We start from the raw sequence: 19,824 nt of genomic DNA, 5'->3' as shown, positions 1-19,824 counted from the left end.
AACCATTTGTAATATTGTATAATTACAGGAAATCAACAACCTGTTTGCAGTAACCCGAATTTATTTTGCAGTTAGCGTTTGTGCATCCCATTCAAATGTAAAAATTCAGCATTCGTCAAGAGTTGATATACATCTCTGGTAAAATTTTATATTTTGCTGCTTTAATAAACTAAACTATGATCGTTAAAGAAAACCTCTACAATAAAAGAATTATCTCCATTGATGCCTTTCGGGGAATTACCATTTTCGTGATGATTTTCGTGAACGAACTGGCTGGTGTTGCCAACATTCCGCAGTGGATGAAACACATGCCCGCCGATGCCGATGCCATGACTTTTGTAGATGTGGTTTTCCCTGCCTTTTTGTTTATTGTGGGTATGTCGATTCCTTTCGCATTTAATGCCCGACTCATTAAGGGCGATTCCGATTATACCATTTGGCAGCATACACTTAAAAGAACATTGGCGCTCATCATTATGGGTGTATATATGGTAAATGCTAGCGGAGGCTATAGTGATTATTTAATGATGATTGATCCGGCTGTTTGGGCATTTTTTGCTTATCTGCTGCCTATCCCTGTGTGGAATAAGTATGACGAATCTGTACCAGAAATAGTAAAAAACATTCTAAAATACGGAGGCATTCTTGGCTTTGTGGCTTTGTATTTCCTCTATGTGCAAGACAATGGCAATATTGGTACACCTCCAAGATGGTGGGGAATTCTTGGCCTTATTGGTTGGGCATATTTGCTCACTGTTGTTTTCTATTGGTTTGCCAAAGGAAACCTGATCGCTATGTTTGCATTCTTCTTTATTTGTGTAATTGCCAACTGTGTTAACCTTACTGAAGGTGTCGCCATCAAAGATTTTTATGTCTTTAGTTTTGTTGCCGGGCACATGACCCATGCCTCTATTGTAAGTGCTGGAGTAATACTTTCGTTGCTCTTTTTCGAAGGTGAAGCATTAAAAACAGTAAACCTGAAAGCCATTGGTTTTGGCCTACTCCTGTTTGTAATGGGCTATTTGTTAAGACCTTATTACGAAGTTTCTAAGATTAGGGGAACACCTTCTTGGGGTTTATATTCAGCAGCCATCTGCACAGCATTGTATTACTTTTTATTTTGGTTGATGGAAATAAAAAAGCAAACCAAATGGAGTGAGTTTTTTATGCCAGCCGCCGCAAACCCATTACTTATTTACATCTTACCGGGGATTATCATTTACTTTAATCTGAGTGTAGGCATTAGCATTGTACCCAATTATTTTAACAGCGGTATTCCTGGCATTATCTGGTGTTTGGTATTTTCAACCATTATGCTGTTGATGATGAAGGTGTTTAATAAATTAAAAATTAGGTTGCATTTGTAGAGACATAAGCCTCTTCTCATAAAGTTCATCGACTGTTAACTTTTAGATGACGGGCTATCCGTAAATTTTCCTCAACTTTGAATCGATTTTAAAACATAGATTTATAAATGAAATTAAATATTCTTTCTGGACTGAGCTTTTTGTTTGCCGCTTCATTGTTCTCTTGCAACAATGCCAAGCAAACTGCATCTCAGGAAGAAACTAGTGCTTTAAGAATCAACCAAATCCAAGTAATTGGCAGCCATAATAGTTACAAGCCTCAAATTGAGCCACCTCTTATGGAAATGATACTTGCAGAAGATTCTAATGCCATTGCACTGGATTACAGACATGTAAGCTTGAGCGAGCAGTTAGATTTGGGTTTGCGCAAGGTAGAAATAGATGTGTTGTACGATCCGCAAGGTGGTAGATTTGCCAAACCAATGGGTTTAAAACTACTACAAGAAAAAGGCATTGAGCCGCTCCCATTCGATACTGATGGAGAGTTAAATGCTCCCGGTTTTAAAGTATTGCACATTCCTGATATCGATTTTCGTACAAGTTGCTACACTCTAGCATCTTGTTTAGAAGAGCTAAAGCAATGGTCAGCAGCTCATCCGAAGCATTTACCAATTGCCATTTCTTTTAATGCTAAAACTGGCGAAGTAGAAAGGGAAGGATTTGCCGAAATGTTGCCTTTTACCAAAGCAGCTTATGACTCGCTAGACGCAGAAATACTATCTGTTTTACCAGCAGAGAAAATTATTCGCCCCGATGATGTACGCGGAGATTATGCTACGTTAGAAGAAGCTGTACTCAACAACAACTGGCCATTAATTGAAGATGCGCGTGGTAAGTTTATGTTTGTACTCGACGAAGGCACTGAAAAAAGTAAACCTTACATAGATGGACATCCATCATTAAAAGATCGAGTGATGTTTGTTAAAGTAGAGCCGGGCAAGCCCGAAGCTGGCTTTGTGTTCATGAACGATCCTGTAAATTATAAAGATTCTATAAAAACGCTGGTAGCTATGGGCTACATAGTTCGTACTCGTGCCGATGCCAACACCACCGAAGCTCGCGAAGGAGATTACTCACGCTTTGAAGATGCTTTGGAGTCTGGCGCACAGTTTATCAGCACAGATTATTATTTACCAGACGAAAGATTGGGAACTGGATTCCAGATAAAAATGCCTGATGGTGTAATTGCCAGATGCAACCCAATTAATACGAAAGAGAATTGCAAACCTGACCTTTTAGAACCAATAGACGACCATGCTAAAGTAGAGTAACCTTCTAGTTTAGCGATACTACATGCTTTTTTTTTGAGCTTAATCCAATTGGCAGCAATATTTATCGCTGCCAATTTTTTTTTTTATACTTTAAAAAGAATCTAGTGAGTGGTGGCCGGGTTTTCTTAGGTTTTTAAACTGTGTAGGAGTCATGCCAGTTTCTTTTTTGAATTGGGCAGAAAGATGTGCGGTACTGCTATAGTTCATCTTAAAAGCAATCTCAGAAAGTGTGAGTTCATCGTAAAAAAGCAGCTCTTTTACCTTCTCAATTTTCTGTTTCAAAATGTATTTTTCAATGGTAATTCCTTCAACAGAAGAAAACAACCTACTTAGCGAAGAGTATTCATGGTTGAGCCTTTCTGCAATTATGGTAGAAAAATTAATATTTCTAGGCTCATCTTCTTGATGAACCAATTCAATAATAATTGCTTTTATCTGGCTAATCAGTTTCGACTTTCTATCTTGTAATAATTCGAAGCCTTTATCTTCTAACTGCTTTTCTAAAAACTGCTTTTTTTTATCAGAAATAGAAGTTTTCACCTTTACTTCCCCCAATTTCACATCAGTAGTTTCGATCTGTAAATCATTAAAAATATGCTGTACAGTGTCTATACAGCGGGGGCAGACCATATTTTTTATATAAAATTTATTATTTTGTACTTTCATCACATTTAATTCATCACGATATTTATAAGAACCATCAATCGACGTAAATCATCACCCAGATTATCAGATTAATTTAGAGCGTATTTTTTCAACTACTTTCATCCAACTCATCTAGCTACAAAAATTTAGACTACCTAAGATTTAACCGCCTACGTACACACATTCAAACTCATCAAAAAGTTATATTATCTACTAAAAAAAAGACAATTTCTATCTTCTTTCAGCCCAATAAAAAACTGTCTAACTAGTTCTGTAAAAGTATAAATTTTGAGTTTTAAAATGCATTTCATGAATATTAGGTTACTTTTTGTACTTGTATTTTTTTATCTATCACATTTAGTTACTGCACAAGAAATTACTCAAACAGTTAGGGGAAAAATTACCGATACAGATTCGGGCTATCCGCTTATTGGTGCAACTTGTATCTTGCTAAATGATGCTGAAAAAACACTAGGCGCTGTCGCAGATTTAGATGGAAATTTTAAGATTGAAAACGTGCCAGTCGGCAGACATACCTTTAAAATATCTTCTGTCGGTTACAAAGAAGCCATTTTAAATAACATAGAAGTTACCTCAGCCAAAGAAGTAATTTTAAATATTCCGCTAGAAGAATCTGCTGTAAATCTGGAAGAGATTGTTATTTCTGCCACGCGAGATGGCGAAGCTAGCAACGAAATGGCCACAGTAAGTGCCAGAACTTTTAGTATTGAAGAAACCAACCGCTATCCGGGTAGCCGTGGTGAGCCATCGAGAATGGCCTCAAACTTTGCCGGTGTACAAGGTGGCGACGATTCTAGAAACGATATTGTAATTAGAGGAAACTCACCTCAGGGTGTACTTTGGCAGCTCGAAGGCATCAATATTCCGAACCCAAATCACTTTAATATACCCGGTACAACTGGTGGTTCTGTGAGTATTCTCAATAATAAGGTGTTGAGTAATTCTGATTTTTACACTGGTGCATTTCCCGCACAATTTGGTAACAGTACTGCCGGTGTGTTTGACTTGAACCTGCGGAATGGCAACAACCAAACGCATGAGTTTAGCGGGCAGTTTGGTATTTTAGGGATGGAAGCTTTTGCCGAAGGGCCTTTGAATGAAAATAAGAAATCTTCTTATCTTTTCTCCTACAGATATGCCACACTCGGCATTTTTACTGCGCTTGGTGTAGATATCGGAACTTCTGCGGTAAACAAGTATCAAGACCTTTCTTTTAAGCTGAATTTTAATGTTGGTAAAAATGCAACACTTTCTGTTTTCGGGATTGGTGGTATTAGCAGCAGCGATATGGAAATTAGCAAGCAAGAAGAGCCCGAAAGAAACATTTATGGCGACAACGACCGCGACCAGTACTTTAAATCGAACATGGGAGTGGCAGGTATTTCACTCAAAAAGTCTTTCAATAAAAATACATTTTTAAAAGCTACGCTGGCATTCTCGCACGAAGAGGTTGAAGCCGACCATGATTTTATTTACAGGCATGTTGATTCGGATAGTAAGTATGTGCTCGATTCGCTTACGCCAATGCTGCATTACAATTTTAATCAGCAAAAACTTTCTGCTTCTATCTTTTTCGACAGAAAACTGAGCAAAAAGGTAGTGCTAAACACGGGTATCAATACAGATTACTACTTTTTCAACTTCTTGGATAGCATCAAAAACCTGACAGAGTCTTCGCCAGATTATTACAAATGGAGACTAAGATGGAATACTGATGGTGAAAATGCCGTTTTGATGCAGCCTTTTGTACAAGCAAAATTTAAGATTACACCCACTTTTAACATTGTGGCAGGTATACATGCTCAATATTTCTCTCTGAATGATGAATTTAGAGCATTTGAGCCTCGTCTTGGCATGCAATGGGAATTGCCAAACAGGCAAAGTTTGAGTTTGGGAGTAGGCACACATAGCCAGATAATTGCACCATATCTCTATTTCTTTAGTAACCAAAACGATGCGAATGGTCAGCCACTGCCTTACAACAAAGATGTAAAATTTATAAAGAGCGACCATTATGTTTTGTCATACACCAAAATGCTCTCAGACAATCTTAAACTAAAACTGGAAACCTATTACCAGCGATTATACGATGTACCTGTTGAAACCACTCCTTCATCTTTTTCTTTACTAAATGCAGGTTCTGGTTTTAGCCGTTTCTTCCCCGATTCGCTCGAAAACTCAGGCACTGGTAGAAACTATGGTTTTGAAATTACTTTGGAGAAGTTCTTTAGCAACAATTACCTTTTCTTAATCACTACCTCTTTGTATGATGCTAAATACAAAGGCAGCGATGATGTTTTAAGAGATACTGATTTTAATGGGAATTTCATTGTAAATACCTTGTTCAACAAAGAATTTATCCTCAAAAAGAATAAAAGAATTAGCACTGGTGCAAAAGTTACTTGGTCTGGTGGCAAACGCTATGGCCCAGTTGATTTAGCAGCTTCTGAACTTGAAAGAGAAGTGATCTATGAGGATGATACTTATAACTCTGAGCAGTTTAGAGATTATTTTAGAACAGACATTCGCTTTGCTTACACAGTAAACAGACCGAAAGTAACACATCAAATGGCCATAGACTTTGTGAATATTTTTGGTAACGAAAATATCTTATCGCTTACCTATGCACCAGATGAGTTCGATCCAAGCAACAGCCCGATAAGAGAAGAATATCAGTTAGGTTTCTTGCCAATTTTCTTCTATCGAATAGATTTTTAAAGTAGTTTTCTACCCTATCCTTAACCTGATTAGGGATAGGGTAGCTAAAAGCAATACCCTTCTTTTAATTTAACATTTTATGGTTATTTTAGCCCAAAATTGATGATATTATCAAAAAAAATCAATCAGTTAACTAAATAACCAACAATGAAAAAATGTGTCAAAGTACTATCTCCTCTCTTCATTTTATTTCTTATTACATTCAATTCATTTTCCCAAAAAACCTGTAGCACAGTTGGTATCGAAAGTGTTTTACCAGAAGATGAATGGCAATGGGATATAGCAGAAGAAGACTCTCTCTATTGTAACACTTGGGTTGCACGTATTCCAAACTTGTGTGAGGGTGGTAATAACCTTTGCTTCTTAGCTCCACCTTGGAAAGATCCCAATACAGAAGATGAGATAAAGATTATTGCAAGGTCTGGTGATTATACCAGTGAAGAAGGCTGGGAATTAATTAATGTAAATTTCGGATACTATAATGGAAATTATTACCCGTACTTTGCTCTATATCACCAATCAAGAAATCTAATTAGAGTATTTATTTGGTATAATAGTGCCATAAATCAGCATAATGGTTTAGAAGTAAGTCTTACTGCTAGTGATACTGAATATGAAACTTATTTTCGTGCTGTTGCGCACGATCAATGGCATTTAGTCGAAATTGAACCAGACATATCGCAAGACATTAGCAATGCTGTAATAGATATAAAGTTGGCAGATGTTATTTTAGATACTGATGAAATACAGCAAAAAGAAAATACAATTATAGTTTATCCGAACCCTGCTGAAAAAGCAATTAAAGTAGAAATTAATTCTAATAATATCTCTAACTCTCAGCTTAATATATTTAATGTGCAAGGAGTTTTAGTTGAAGAAATTCAGTTAGATAATTCAAGTATCATCAACTTAAATGTAGATAATTACTCAAAAGGCATCTATATATTAAAATTGAAAACTGATAATCAAACTTTCAGTAAGAAGATTATTATAAATTAAGTCTATGATAAGTGAATGCGATATGCTAACTGTTATCACATTCACTCCACGCCTATTTTATTTAATTGCTCTCCGAGTTCTTTTGCGCGTTTTTCGAGTTCTTGGGCAATGTTCATTCTCTTCTCTAAATATTGCCAATAACGATAGGCCAATTGCCTTTGCTGCCTGAAAACTCTTTCGTAATCGGGGTTTTCTTTATAAGGTAGCGGCTCGTATCGCTCAGAGATTTCAACCAGTTTTTCTTCCACATACATCATTCTTTGTATCGCATTAGAAAAACCGGCTAGCGGCACATAAATATCTACCGGAAAAACCTTAAAACTTTCTTCGGTTAAAACATGATCGATAACATCTATGGGGTATTGTGGAGCAGGATAATAGGCATTGCCAAACTCAGGAATTTCACTTTTTGCCAGTTTGTCTCTAAAAGCTTGGTTATGCTTTACATGCCAAACAGCAAAACCACCAAAAGTACTTTCGTATCGCTCAACTCCTGTCTTAAGTAATTCTAGAATATGTTGTGTCTCTTTTTGCTTTTTCCAATCTGCTTGATAGTCTGACAATACAAAAGCTGCATAAACGCCAATAAACACGATGATGAGATCAAAAAAGAGTTGATAATAGTTGCCTGATTTTAATCCGGATTTGAAGTTGTTCATTAATTAGAAAATAATAGTTTGTTTCATACAATTGTTCAGTTCCATTAAAATAGAGATATACCGCTATTTCAACAAGCAGGGAGGCTATTCTCTAAGTCCTTTCAATTTGGCTAAAATCCAAAATTGTTTGAATTATACAACATTCGGTTTGAAATGTGTATCTAATACCTCTCTATTCCCCGCTACATTTGTAATATAATCAAAAACTTATATCATGAAAACTAACAATGTTTGGTTTGTCACAGGTGCTTCAAAAGGCCTGGGGCTCGCCATGGTGAAAACCTTATTGACCAAAGGCTATAAAGTAGCCGCCACTTCGAGGAACAAAAAAGAGCTAGAAAATGTAGTAGGTAAACAGTCAGATTTTCTAGCACTCGAAGTTAGTCTCACAGACGAAGAGAGTATTAAAAATGCCATTTCAGAAACTGTAAGCACATTTGGCGCAATCGATGTTGTAGTGAACAATGCCGGATATGGGCAAATTGGTACACTAGAAGAACTGAGCGATAAAGAGATTCGCCAGAACTACGAGATTAATGTTTTTGGCTCGCTCAACATCATTAGAAATGTAATGCCTCATTTGCGCAAACAAGGTTCTGGACACATTTTTAACATTGCATCCATTGCTGGATATACTGGAAGTTTTCCAGGCTGGGGCAGCTATACTTCTACCAAGTTTGCTGTAGTGGGCTTTACAGAAAGTCTTGCTGCAGAAGCTAAACCACTTGGTATAAATGCGACAGTGGTGTATCCGGGTTATTTCCGCACAAACTTCCTGAATAAAGATGCGGTTGCTACTCCTCTAAATCAGATTGAAGATTACAAAAATGCCAGAGAAGTACAGAAAAAGCACGAGGAAGAAATTAACGGAAACCAGTTGGGTGATCCTGACAAGGCTGCTGAAGCCATAATTAAAATTTCAGAGGTGGAAAATCCACCAGTGCATTTGTTTCTAGGCAGTGATGCCTACGAAGTTGTTGGAGGGAAAAATGCCGTAATCAAGCAAGATCTTGAGACATGGAAAGAACTTACCCTCTCTACCGACTTCGCCGGATAAACTGTTGAAGAAACATAGCATAAAAATTTCTCAACCAGAAAATAAGGTAATAAATAATGAATATACAAAATAAATCTATCGAAGAAACCAGAGATTATGTTGGCATATGGGTGACGGAGAATGGTTATATCAGACATAAATTGTTACCCCACAATCGCTATGCAGAAGACAGAGGAAACAGAAAGAATGCGTTTCAAGGTAGCTACAAGATAAAAGGCAACCATATCGACTATAAAGATGACATGGGCTTTACGGCAAATGGAAATTTTGAAAATGGTATTCTCTACCATGCCGGAATGATTCTCTACAAAGAACAGCAATAAAACCATCGTCAAATATCAAAAGCTAATTTAAATATGACAAATAAAAAAGTATGGTTTATCACGGGAGCCTCTAAAGGTTTGGGGCTCTCGTTGGTAAACAAATTATTAAAAGAAGGATATAAAGTGGCAGCAACATCCAGATCAGCCGAGAACTTAAAAAAGGCTGTTATTGGTGCTAATGAAGCTAATTTTTTGCCACTAGAAGTCGATCTTACTAACACAGATTCAATAAAAGAAGCGATACAAACTACCAATAGTAAACTGGGGAGCTTGGATGTAATCGTAAATAATGCCGGTTATGGAATTGGTGGTACAGTTGAAGAACTGAGTGATGAAGAAATAACACAAAGTTTTGACGTGAATGTTTTCGCCACGATAAAAGTGATGCAGCATGCCTTACCTATTTTAAGAAAACAAGGTTCTGGGCATATCATCAATATTTCTTCAATTGCGGGCTTTGCACCAGCAAGTGGCTGGGCGATGTATGCAGCCACCAAATACGCTATAATGGGCTTGTCTGAAGTATTGGCAGAAGACGTAAAATCTTTGGGCATCAACGTAACTGTTGTAGCTCCGGGTGCTTTTAGAACCGAGTTTCTCACTCAAGAATCCTTGGTTTTTTCAGAAGAGAAAATTGATGCTTACCAAACTGTAAGAGACTCTCATGCAAAATATCTCACGATGGATGGCAAGCAAAATGGCGACCCAGACAAAGCTGCCGATGTGTTTATTCAATTAGCAGAAAGTGAGAATCCGCCAGTAAGATTTTATATGGGTAGTGATGCTTATAACAGAGCACTGTCTAAGATAGACCTTTTAAAAAGGGAACTAGAAGAAAATAAATCAACCAGCTATGTAACCGATTATTAATAAAACTGATAAGATACCTACAATACTTGTGGGTATCTTTTCTTCTCATTTATTTAAGAGAATTGGCAATTACTGAAACTGAAAACAGACAGAATTTGTAAATCTTGTATTATGGAAAAAGCACAAACGATTGAGGAATTTTATAGGTCAAAATTAAACTGGCTTCCAGATAACCTGAAAAAGGAAATGGGCCATTTTAATGTTTTCAGGCTAGAAGAGTTTTCAGGGCATAATGCCAAGGCTATTCCCTATAGTCGAAAAGATTATTATAAAATCAGCCTGATTGTAAGCAAGAGCAAAATCAACTATGCAGATAAATCTTTTAATGTGGATGAAGTCGCATTGCTGTTTGCGAACCCTTTAGTGCCTTACAAATGGGAATACTTAGAAGAAAACCCAAAAGGCTTTTTCTGTATTTTTACCGAGGAGTTTTTTAGCCAGTTTGGCAACATCAAAGAATACCCTGTTTTTCAGCCGGGAGGTACGCCTATTTTCTCTTTGGATGCCGAACAAAAGGAGCGAATTAGCGCCATTTACACGAAAATGCTAGAAGAAATCTCTTCTGAATATGCTTACAAGTATGATGTTTTGCGCACGCTTGTTTTCGACATCATTCATAGTGCTATCAAAATGAAACCTGCTGCATCTAAACTTTACAAAGGTTCTAATGCAGCCACTAGAATATCTTCTCTATTCACAGAATTGCTCGAAAGGCAATTTCCGATAGAGTCAAACGAGCAAAGAATTAAAATACACACACCCGCTGAGTTTGCAGAGCAATTAGCAGTACATGTAAATCACTTAAACAGGGCTTTAAAAGAGGTAACTGGCAAAACTACTTCTCAATTAATTGCCGATAGAATTGCCCAAGAAGCTAGAATTCTACTAAAACATACCAATTGGAATATATCGGAAATATCTTGGTGTTTAGGTTTCGAAGAGCTTTCTCACTTTATAAAGTTCTTTAAGAAAAACTCAGCGCAAACACCGAAAACATTTAGAGAGACTTAATGAAAACACAAAGGGCAAGTCCATGTGAGACTTGCCTTTTTGGTGATTTTTCACCATTAAAATTTATAACAATTAATTTTACATGAATATGTAAAATACACCGGATATCAATTGTAGAATTCATACTGATAATCCAATGTATATTCCAGTGTGTTTCCTTTGTTATAGGCCAATGCTTTTGTTCTAAAACCTGCTTCATATTCAAACTTTAGCCTATTAATTAAATGTCCGTCTTTATAATGATACTTCTCTACTACTCTTTCACCATCGTAAATTAACTTGGCTGATAGATTATCTTTGTAGTAATATTCAATTCGATCTTCCGGATTATAAGAGAATGCATAAGTGTCTGTATGAGTTATTGGCTTACCCCTTCCCTCAATTATAAAATGTGGATGAACCTCAAAATCAGCTTGAGATAATTTGCCATTTGAGCCATACTGAAATGATTGTTTCTCCAACAATCTTTCATCTCCTGAATAAGTTTTTAATTCTGTCGGAAGTCCATCCCCATTAATTTGAAATTTACTATCACTGCCAACTGTATTTTTATAAATCGCTTTTCCACCAGCGTAGTTTTTCATTCTTAACCATTCTTCATCAAAAGTTAAAATATACCTAGGCAAATGCTCAGAATGTAAAGCTAATATATTTCCAAATGCCACATTATCATCTAGAATCCAAACAATTTCTTTGTTCTGGCTCAAATCAAACTCTAAAACATCTTGTTCGCGCATCAGATATTTTGAATAAAAATTATTTACTTCCAACTCAGGCTCAACCAGTTTTCCATCTATCCCCAATTGAATCATATCTATCACTTTGCCATTTCTGTTGGGCGAATCGCCATATTGGTCTTCGTATATCACTTTTACAGATTTAATTCCAGCACCATTCAAAAAAGCTTCTTCGAGAATATCTTTTTCATCCGTACAAGAAAATACCATAAACAGACTTAAAAAAACAGGTAGAGAGAGGGTATATTTCCATCTGGAATTACCAGACGATTTTTTCTTTGTAAGCATAACTATTCTTTTTTTTAAAGGTAAAAAAGCGAAGGAGTTAGTAAGCATAAATTTTGAATGGTGAATCGCATTTGCTAAGAGTAGTTTAGCGTATTTTTTAGGAGTATTATCTGAGGCAACAGCATCTGCCTGATACTCATGGACTTGTTGTAAAGATTTTTTTAAGAGATAAATTGCCGGATTAAACCACTGGAAAATAGCTGCAATTTCTACTAATAAGACATCCAGCGAGTGTTTTCGCCTTACATGGATTAATTCGTGTGCTAAAATTCTATGTTCATTTTTCAAATATTCCGGCGTAAATATCCAATTGAAAAAAGAAAAACAGCTTAAGTGTTCTGGTATAATTACCAGTGTAAAACCCAGCCTTTTCTCTTTCGGATTTTTTGAAATAAGCCGCATCAATTGCCATGCAGCTAAAAGCAGTTTTAAAGTAAAAAAGACCACTCCCAAAGCATAAACAATTCCTAACCAAAACCACCAGTTTGTAGATGATGTCGGTGGAGAATCTTTTAAGTGTTTCTGAGGTTCTATTTGTTGATTATCTTCTTCTTGATGGATGACACTAGGATTTAAATCATTACTTTGCGCTTTGTTATATTGCGCATCAGCAATGGTAAATTTATCTTGAATATACACTTCCAGCCCTGTTTGCTCTCTTTCGATTGGGAAATCTAATGCTGGTAAAAGAAAACAAAGAAATAACACAGCCAGCAAATAGATTCTGTTCCAATGAAAATGAGTAAGATTTCTAAAAAAGCACCAATATGCCAAGTACAGTATAAAAAGACACAAGCTGCTTTCTATTAAAAAATCGAACAGGACTGGTAAGTGCATAAATTTTTATTTTTTGAGTTCTGGAATCAAATCTTGAGGATTTATTTTCTTTCCATTTTGGATAACCTCAAAGTGCAAATGTGCGCTGAGCGATAAGCCAGTATTACCCACTGTTCCAATCTTTTCGCCTTGCTTAATTTGGCTTCCTTTTTTTACATTTATATCTCTTAGATGCGCATATAGGGTAATGGTTCCATCTGGATGTTTGAGTTTAACGTGGTTACCATATCCCCTATCAGAACTTTGAGAAACGATTACTTCACCATCAGCGGCAGCAATAATATCTGTACCTTCTGGCACCCTAAAATCAATGCCACTATGCATTCTAGTAATTTTTAGAATGGGATGAAAGCGCATACCAAAACCAGAACCAATTTTTCCATCAGGGTTTAATATCGGAATAATATAATTCACCTCTTCAAATACAGGAGCAATAGTTCTAATAACACGGTTTTGCAATGAAGCTTGATTATCATAAGATACTGAAAAGGCAGCAGTAAGCAAAAAAACAACAGGCAGCATCAATACAAATCTGAATTTAGATATTGCAGAAGATTTCTTTTTTGATAACATACAACTTTACTTTTTAAGTGCTGGAATCAAATCTTCTGGATTTACGCTTTTGCCATTTTGGATAATCTCAAAGTGCAAGTGTGGTCCTGTTGATAAACCTGTATTTCCTACGGTTCCAATTTTTTCGCCTTTCTTTACTGTATCACCTTTTTCCACTTCTAAATCATTCATGTGTGAGTAACCGGTTATGGTACCATCGCTGTGTCTTATTTTTATTTGGTTTCCATAAAGTTTATCCGAAAGTTCAGCCAGAATGATTGTACCACCAGCCGCCGCATAAATATCTGTTCCTAGCGATGCTTTAAAATCTATACCTCTATGAAACTGCTCTTTTTTTAGAATCGGATTCATTCTCATGCCATATCGAGAACTTATAGAAGATTCTTTAGTAGTTATAGGCATGTCAAAAGTAATGGCCTTTTCCACCTCAGGAACAAAAGTAGTTACTACAGAGACAACCTCTGGTGTTAAAGTATTTTGTGGTGTAAATGATGATGAAAATGCAGAAATAAGTAAAAAAACTACTGGTACAATCAACACAAATCTGATTTTTGATAATGCAGATGATTTCTCTTTTGATAACATAAGTATTCTTTTTTTAATGGGTAAAAATGCAAACGAGTTTACCAAATAGAGTTTAGAAGACTTGCTCACAGACTGCTGAAGGATCAATTCGGCATAGGTACGCTTGTCTGAATTTGCAGTGTTGTTATCTGCAATAAACTCGTGAACTTGGTTAATCGATTTTTTAATGAAGTAAGTAACAGGATTGAACCAGAAAAAAACGGTATACACTTCCAGTAAAATAACATCTGCAGTATGTCTGTCACGAATGTGCGCTAATTCGTGCTGGAGAATTGCATGTTTGTTTTCTAAATGTTCACTCAGAAACACCCATTTTCCAAAAGAACAAGGAGCTATATTTTTAAGCACTTTTACATGCACATATCCCTCTTTTTTCTCTTTAGGATTTTCTTTTATCAGTTGATATATCTGTGCAAAAGCGATTAGTAGTTTTAAAAGGCTAAACAAAAAGCCAATTAAATAGGCAAATATTACCAATTGCCAGATAGAAAAGCTTTTATCATTTTGTTGTGGAATTACATTTTCCTGTGAGTGCACCCAGATATCGCTAAAATTCTCCTCTTCGGGAAAATAGTGCGCAAGGTCCATGTCAATTTCTAGCAGTTTGCCACCTTCTGTAACTGGCAAATCGACTAGCGGAATAATTAAACCAATAAACAAGATACCTGTTAGGTAAAATCTGTTCCACTGAAAATGTGTGAGGTTGCGAAAAAAACTAATGTACAGGAAATATAAGATGCTTGTGCAAATGCTGGTTTCAAGCAGGTAAATAAAAAAGTTAGTCATTGGATTACTCTTTTGGGAAATTTTTGTCGATGATGTCTTTAATTTCTTTGATCTCTTTATTTGATAAATCTTTCTCGTTTACCATAAAAGACACCAATTTTTCATACGATCCTTCAAAATAGTTTTTGATCATATTTTTAAGTGTAAACTTGCTATAAGCCATCTTGGTAATTACCGGATAATATTCGTGGGTTTTTCCATATGCCTTATGCCCTACAAAACCTTTTCCTTCTAAAATTCTAATTACCGAAGAAATCGTATTGTACGGTGGTTTCGGCTCTGGCATTTGCGCAATTACATCTTTTACAAATCCTTTTTTAATGTCCCAAAGGATTTGCATAATCTTCTCTTCTGTTTTGGTTAGCTCTTCCATAAGACTAAGATATAACTTATTTTTCAGTTTTAAAACTGATATTTACGTTTTTGAACGTATTTTTCAGTTATTAATTATAATCTACTGATAATCAATTAAATATTTTTTATAGTTATATTTATAATAATGAGATGATAAAAAGAATAATACCGCTTTATTTATAAAATTAGGGCGAAATTAGAGTTGTAAAGAAGTAATTAACAACATAATTGAGCATGGAAATAGAACATGAAGTGTTTCTGAAAAATGAATTGATACAAACTTTTGCCAATTCTAACTGGTACGATACCGCCAATCCTTATTTTGGTTGTTTGAAAAACCTCAAAGACTTGAAGAGTAAATTACAAGATTATCCACTTTACATCAGAAGTTTTGGAGAGGGTTACCTGATCAATAATGAAGCTGAGTTTCGAGATTGGATAAAACACGTATTTGGTGGAGGTTTTGAAAAAGAGTTATAACTCTCCCTTTAATGCTTTGGAAATAACCTCAGCTTTGCTGTTTACCTGTAATTTGCGATAGATGTTTTTAATGTGGTAGCGAACAGTGTCTACAGAAATAAACAATTTGTCGGCAATGAGTTTGTAACTCAAACCTTCTACCAAGGCATCTACAATTTCTTTTTCTCTTTCTGAGAGATGCACTTTATCTTTTTTTCTGGGAGCCACTTTATTAAAGAAGTGCACCACCTTTCTGGCAATTTGTGGCGACATAGGTGAACCACCTTTGTGTAATTCTAAAATTCCTGACTTAACTTCTACCAGTGGCGTGTTTTTAAGCAAATAGCCAGTAGCACCGGCACAAAGCGAATCGAAGATTTTATATTCGTCATTATAGATGGTGAGCATAATAATATCGATATGTTCGAAGCGCTCTTTTAATATTTTTATCCCCTCAATCCCAGATTTTCCCGGTAATTGAATATCCATTAAAACCACATTAAACGCTTGCCCTTTATCTACAGATTCCATTAAATCTTCAACAGAGTTAAATTCTTCCACCTGTTTAAACTCATTGCAAGACCTCAAATAAAGTGCAATTACTTCTCTTATGTCCTTGTCATCTTCTACCAATGCGATTGTTAATGTATCCATCCGATTGTTTTTAATTAGACAATTCTAAAACATCATGTCTTAAGAACAATTCATTCTCATTCAAAAACTACATGTTTATGTTTTACAAAGTCATATCTTTTACTTCTAACAAAAGTCCGTTTTCGTTGTGTATTTGCAATTTTCCACCCAAATTTTTTGCTCTTTCTTCCATATTTCGGAGTCCGTTTCCATTTCGTTGTGCGCCATGTAAGCCCTTGCCATCATCATAAATTTTTAAGTCAAAAGTGGATTTGTTCTTTATAAACTCCACAGTCACATGCTGAGCTTCTGAGTGCTTGGCAATGTTGTTTATTGCCTCTTTGCAAATGAGATACAAATGCTGTCTTTTTTCAGCATTAATGAAGGTCTCAGGATTTACCCCTTCCGTTTTAAATGATGCTGTGATGTTTTTACTTTCCAACAGATTTAGTGCAAAGTCTTGAATTTTGTTAATCAGGTTACCCAAAGTATCGTTTCTGGCATCTATTGCCCATACAATATCAGAAAGGCTTTTAAGCGCATTTCTGCCCATTTCAGCAATTTTACCTATCAATTGCTGTCTATTACCAGAATCTGCACCAGAACCCATCAAATCTGCATATAGTGAAATTTTTGTGAGTGTCGCACCAATATCATCGTGCAGGTCACTCGCAATTTTAATTCTTAGCCTTTCTAGCTCCAAAGCGCGCTGCAATCTATATCGGTGAATGAGATAAGCCAAAGCAAAAATCGCAGTAAGCACCAAAGCAATAAACCACCACCGCTGCCAATAAGGCGGAATTACTTCTACTTTTAAACTTACCGGATTTTTTAACCAGACTCCATCTGCATTAGTCGCTTTTACCTGAAACTCATACTCACTCGGAGATAAATTGGTGTAGGAAGCATACCTTCTCGAATCAGAATAAATCCATTCTTCATCAAAACCAAGCAAGCGATAAGCATAGCTAATCTTTTTGGGGTTTTTAAAGTCCAATGCTGCAAAATCGAAAGCGATAAACTTCGATTTGTAAGAAATGGAAATCGATTTGGTATAAGCTATACTCTTTTCAGGTTGATTTAATCTATCATAATCTTCATTTGCTTGCGAGCTAACAGACTTATTAAAAATTTTAAAATCTGTGATGTACAAAGGCGGCTGAAAAGTATTTAGTTGGATACTATCTGGATCAAAATATATTGGAAAAACAGTACTTCGAAATACAAATTTCCCACTACTCTTTAAATGTGAACTATGGGAGAAAGTAGTATTTTCTAACTGTTCATCAAATGAGTAATTGATACTTTGCAAAATCTCTATGGTTGAGTTAGATTGTTTTTGCGCAACTTCTACTCGGCTAATTCCTTTACTAGTACCTAGCCACAAAATACCATCACTATCAATTTGAATCGTGTTGATTAATTCACTTTCAAGCTTATTCTCCCCTACTACTCTTGTTACATTTAGTTTTGCATCAATTCGATTCAAACCTTGAGGAGTTCCCACCCAAACATGCTGCTCTTGATCTTCTGCTATAGATAGAATTGAGTTATCATTTAAACTCTGCTGATTTTCCCCATCGAAATAGAATGACTGAAAGCTGTTTTTATCTAATTGCAGCAAATGCAAACCTAGTTCTGTTCCTACCCAAATTCGATTTTGGCTATCTTCAAACAAAGCAGTGATGTTGGCATTGGGTATTTTACTTTCATCCTCAATTCCCCAAGATTCAAAACTTGCAGTCTCAGGATTGTAGATGCTTAAGCCAGACGGTGTTCCTGCCAAAATTCGCCCTTGTTCATCGCAGAGTAAATATTTTATGAAATGATGTGTGAGTGCACTTTGGTTATTATCAAATTCAAAATGAGTGAGATTTTCTGTTTTTGGTTGATACTTGTAAAGTCCGTTTCTTCTCGTTCCTAACCATAAATTATCTTCTTTGTCCCAACACATGCTTGTTATTGCCAAACCTTCAACTAAAGGATTGAGCTTTTCCAGAAATGCGACTTTTAAGCTTTTTTGCTTCTCCACATCATAAGCTACTAATCCTTGATTGTGATAAGTGAGAATAAGTTCTCCTTTGAGCCCTTCCACCCAAGTGTTTGGTGTTGAGGGAAAATTATCTGCCGCTGAAAAGGCTGTTGGAAACAAAAAGTGAAAAGGATTATCAGAATATTCTAACTTGAACAAACCACCACCCGAACTACCCAACCAAAGTCGGTTTTCATCGGCATACAAATCAAAAAAAGCCTCGTGAGTAAGTCCGTCTGTTTGCTCTGCAGTATAATTTTTAAAGCTGTTGTTTTGGGGATTAAAATGAATTAAACCACCATTGTAACTCGCTAACCACATTCCATTTTTCCCATCACTCACAATTGCATGAAGAGAGTTTGCAGAACTTTGCCTTTCTACATCATTTAGATTTACAAAGTATTGATGTGTCTTAGTTTCTGGATTAAACTTGTGTAAACCATAATAGCTGGCTAACCAAATTTTCCCGGCATCATCAATATAAATATCTCGAATTACATTGGCTTTAAAAGCCATATCTTTATCTGGCTGACTAAAGTAGTAATTGATAAACTTACCCGTTTTTCTATCGAATTTAGATAAGCCATTGCCCGCCTGACCAATCCAGAGATTGCCTTTGTTATCTTCTTTCAAACACAATAAATAGTCTTGGCTAATATTTAAACTATCACTTTCATTATGCTTAAAAACTTGAAACTCTCCTGTTTCAGGATTCAACCTGTTTAAACCTCCACCATTGGTTGCCGCCCAAATGTATCCATCTGAAGTAGCGGTTACAAAAGTGACCATTGGGTGGCTTAAACCAGTGCTGTCTTCTACATGATGTAGGTATTGGGTAAATTGATTGGTTTCTGGATTGTAGCAATTCAAACCATTGTTTGTACCAAGCCAGATTCTACCTTTACTGTCTTCTGCCAATGAGCTTACCATCTTGTTACTGATGGTAGTACTATCTTCATTCTCAGGCATAAACACTTCAAACTCATAACCATTAAAGCGGTTTAAACCTTCTATGGTGGCAATCCACAAAAAACCTCGACTGTCTTTTAAAATTCTACGAATGGTATTATTTGACAAACCTTGTTTGGTATCGTATTGCTTAAAATACAGCTTATCTTCTTGAGAAAATACAGAATAAGAAGTAAAAAAAATGCATATGAACGTGCAAATAATTAGGCTAAATTCCTTAGTAAAATGTAGATTTTTACTAGTTGGCATATATTTCCAGAGTGAAAAGTACTTCTTAGATTATTTATATAATTGTTAATTGAGAGAGTATTTGTGTCTTTTAAAAACAAACCAATTATTCTTTTTGAAGCATTAATAATAAAAGCAAAAATTGCACTAAAAACACATTTAATCACAATTTTCTACGTATATATAATACCAAGTAACCACATCCTACAGTAAGAAAATCATACTCTGATCAACTAACTATAATTAGCTTAATATCAACATTCGAGTAATAAGTTTATCAAATTATGACAAAAGAGAATAACGCTAATCTAGACGATGTTTTACATTTAAAGATCAGACTCTCAGAACTTAATTGCAAGTTAGACTTACTAAAACAAAAAGTTAAAAAACAGAAAAAAGATG

The 19,824-nt window shown here is 35.7% G+C and carries 17 protein-coding genes; 9 read left to right on the top strand and 8 right to left on the bottom strand.

The genetic code is table 11. From position 1 onward, the window contains the following. Positions 1–176 precede the first annotated feature (176 nt). Both OQ292_RS33605 and OQ292_RS33600 read left to right on the top strand, forming a co-directional pair. Positions 177–1,367, top strand: a complete 1,191-nt coding sequence (locus tag OQ292_RS33605; RefSeq protein ID WP_284688515.1) for a DUF5009 domain-containing protein — start codon at positions 177–179, stop codon at positions 1,365–1,367. Between the two features lie 107 nt (positions 1,368–1,474). Continuing rightward, on the top strand, positions 1,475–2,638 hold the full coding sequence (locus OQ292_RS33600; RefSeq protein WP_284688514.1) for a phosphatidylinositol-specific phospholipase C1-like protein: 1,164 nt from the start codon (positions 1,475–1,477) through the stop codon (positions 2,636–2,638). A gap of 90 nt (positions 2,639–2,728) precedes the next feature. On the opposite strand, the gene OQ292_RS33595 is transcribed toward OQ292_RS33600, so the two are convergent. Beyond that, positions 2,729–3,268 (bottom strand): helix-turn-helix domain-containing protein, encoded by a 540-nt coding sequence (locus OQ292_RS33595; RefSeq protein ID WP_284688513.1) that lies wholly within the window; start codon positions 3,266–3,268, stop codon positions 2,729–2,731. Between the two features lie 324 nt (positions 3,269–3,592). Here OQ292_RS33595 and OQ292_RS33590 point away from each other — a divergent pair, with 324 nt between their 5' ends. Then, positions 3,593–6,022: a TonB-dependent receptor gene (locus OQ292_RS33590; RefSeq protein WP_284688512.1), complete on the top strand. Its 2,430-nt coding sequence runs from the start codon at positions 3,593–3,595 to the stop codon at positions 6,020–6,022. Between the two features lie 147 nt (positions 6,023–6,169). Further along, positions 6,170–7,021, top strand: coding sequence for a T9SS type A sorting domain-containing protein (locus OQ292_RS33585; protein ID WP_284688511.1), 852 nt, complete (start codon positions 6,170–6,172; stop codon positions 7,019–7,021). 41 nt (positions 7,022–7,062) lie between these two features. Here OQ292_RS33585 and OQ292_RS33580 read toward each other — a convergent pair whose 3' ends face one another. Further along, positions 7,063–7,680 carry a hypothetical protein gene (locus OQ292_RS33580; RefSeq protein WP_284688510.1) on the bottom strand — a complete coding sequence of 206 codons (618 nt, stop codon included), beginning with the start codon at positions 7,678–7,680 and terminating at the stop codon, positions 7,063–7,065. Positions 7,681–7,894: 214 nt separating this feature from the next. On the opposite strand from OQ292_RS33580, the gene OQ292_RS33575 reads away from it, so the two are divergent. The 4 genes from OQ292_RS33575 to OQ292_RS33560 all read left to right on the top strand — a co-directional run bounded on the left by OQ292_RS33575 (position 7,895) and on the right by OQ292_RS33560 (position 10,941). Continuing rightward, on the top strand, positions 7,895–8,737 hold the full coding sequence (locus OQ292_RS33575; protein ID WP_284688509.1) for an oxidoreductase: 843 nt from the start codon (positions 7,895–7,897) through the stop codon (positions 8,735–8,737). Positions 8,738–8,793: 56 nt separating this feature from the next. Next, positions 8,794–9,060, top strand: a complete 267-nt coding sequence (locus OQ292_RS33570; protein WP_284688508.1) for an Atu4866 domain-containing protein — start codon at positions 8,794–8,796, stop codon at positions 9,058–9,060. Between the two features lie 33 nt (positions 9,061–9,093). Continuing rightward, the gene (locus OQ292_RS33565) at positions 9,094–9,930 is read left to right on the top strand and encodes an SDR family oxidoreductase (RefSeq protein ID WP_284688507.1); all 837 of its coding nucleotides are present in this window, start codon (positions 9,094–9,096) and stop codon (positions 9,928–9,930) included. Between the two features lie 111 nt (positions 9,931–10,041). After that, on the top strand, positions 10,042–10,941 hold the full coding sequence (locus tag OQ292_RS33560; protein WP_284688506.1) for a helix-turn-helix domain-containing protein: 900 nt from the start codon (positions 10,042–10,044) through the stop codon (positions 10,939–10,941). Positions 10,942–11,048: 107 nt separating this feature from the next. Here OQ292_RS33560 and OQ292_RS33555 read toward each other — a convergent pair whose 3' ends face one another. Genes OQ292_RS33555 through OQ292_RS33540 form a run of 4 tightly spaced genes read right to left on the bottom strand, consistent with a single transcriptional unit; the run spans position 11,049 to position 15,120 of the window. Continuing rightward, positions 11,049–12,803 carry a M56 family metallopeptidase gene (locus OQ292_RS33555; protein WP_284688505.1) on the bottom strand — a complete coding sequence of 585 codons (1,755 nt, stop codon included), beginning with the start codon at positions 12,801–12,803 and terminating at the stop codon, positions 11,049–11,051. Between the two features lie 6 nt (positions 12,804–12,809). Next, entirely contained in the window at positions 12,810–13,376 is a 567-nt protein-coding gene (locus OQ292_RS33550) for a M23 family metallopeptidase (protein WP_284688504.1), read from the bottom strand. Between the two features lie 6 nt (positions 13,377–13,382). Next, positions 13,383–14,747, bottom strand: coding sequence for a M23/M56 family metallopeptidase (locus OQ292_RS33545; protein ID WP_284688503.1), 1,365 nt, complete (start codon positions 14,745–14,747; stop codon positions 13,383–13,385). A 4-nt stretch (positions 14,748–14,751) separates the two neighbouring features. Then, the gene (locus OQ292_RS33540) at positions 14,752–15,120 is read right to left on the bottom strand and encodes a BlaI/MecI/CopY family transcriptional regulator (RefSeq protein ID WP_284688502.1); all 369 of its coding nucleotides are present in this window, start codon (positions 15,118–15,120) and stop codon (positions 14,752–14,754) included. Positions 15,121–15,335: 215 nt separating this feature from the next. Between OQ292_RS33540 and OQ292_RS33535 the strand changes: the two genes are divergently transcribed. Beyond that, positions 15,336–15,581 carry a hypothetical protein gene (locus OQ292_RS33535; RefSeq protein ID WP_284688501.1) on the top strand — a complete coding sequence of 82 codons (246 nt, stop codon included), beginning with the start codon at positions 15,336–15,338 and terminating at the stop codon, positions 15,579–15,581. Here the strand turns inward: OQ292_RS33535 and OQ292_RS33530 are convergent. Further along, a complete protein-coding gene (locus OQ292_RS33530; RefSeq protein ID WP_284688500.1) occupies positions 15,576–16,214 on the bottom strand; it encodes a response regulator transcription factor in 639 nt (212 codons plus the stop codon). The two genes, OQ292_RS33535 and OQ292_RS33530, sit on opposite strands and share 6 nt — an antisense overlap. An 82-nt stretch (positions 16,215–16,296) precedes the next feature. Further along, positions 16,297–19,443: a ligand-binding sensor domain-containing protein gene (locus OQ292_RS33525; protein WP_284688499.1), complete on the bottom strand. Its 3,147-nt coding sequence runs from the start codon at positions 19,441–19,443 to the stop codon at positions 16,297–16,299. Positions 19,444–19,824: the final 381 nt, after the last annotated feature.

The organism is Chondrinema litorale, from assembly GCF_026250525.1.
Taxonomy (GTDB): domain Bacteria; phylum Bacteroidota; class Bacteroidia; order Cytophagales; family Flammeovirgaceae; genus Chondrinema; species Chondrinema litorale.
Note: the sequence above shows the minus strand (reverse complement) of the source record. Positions and strands in the feature narration are given on the sequence as shown.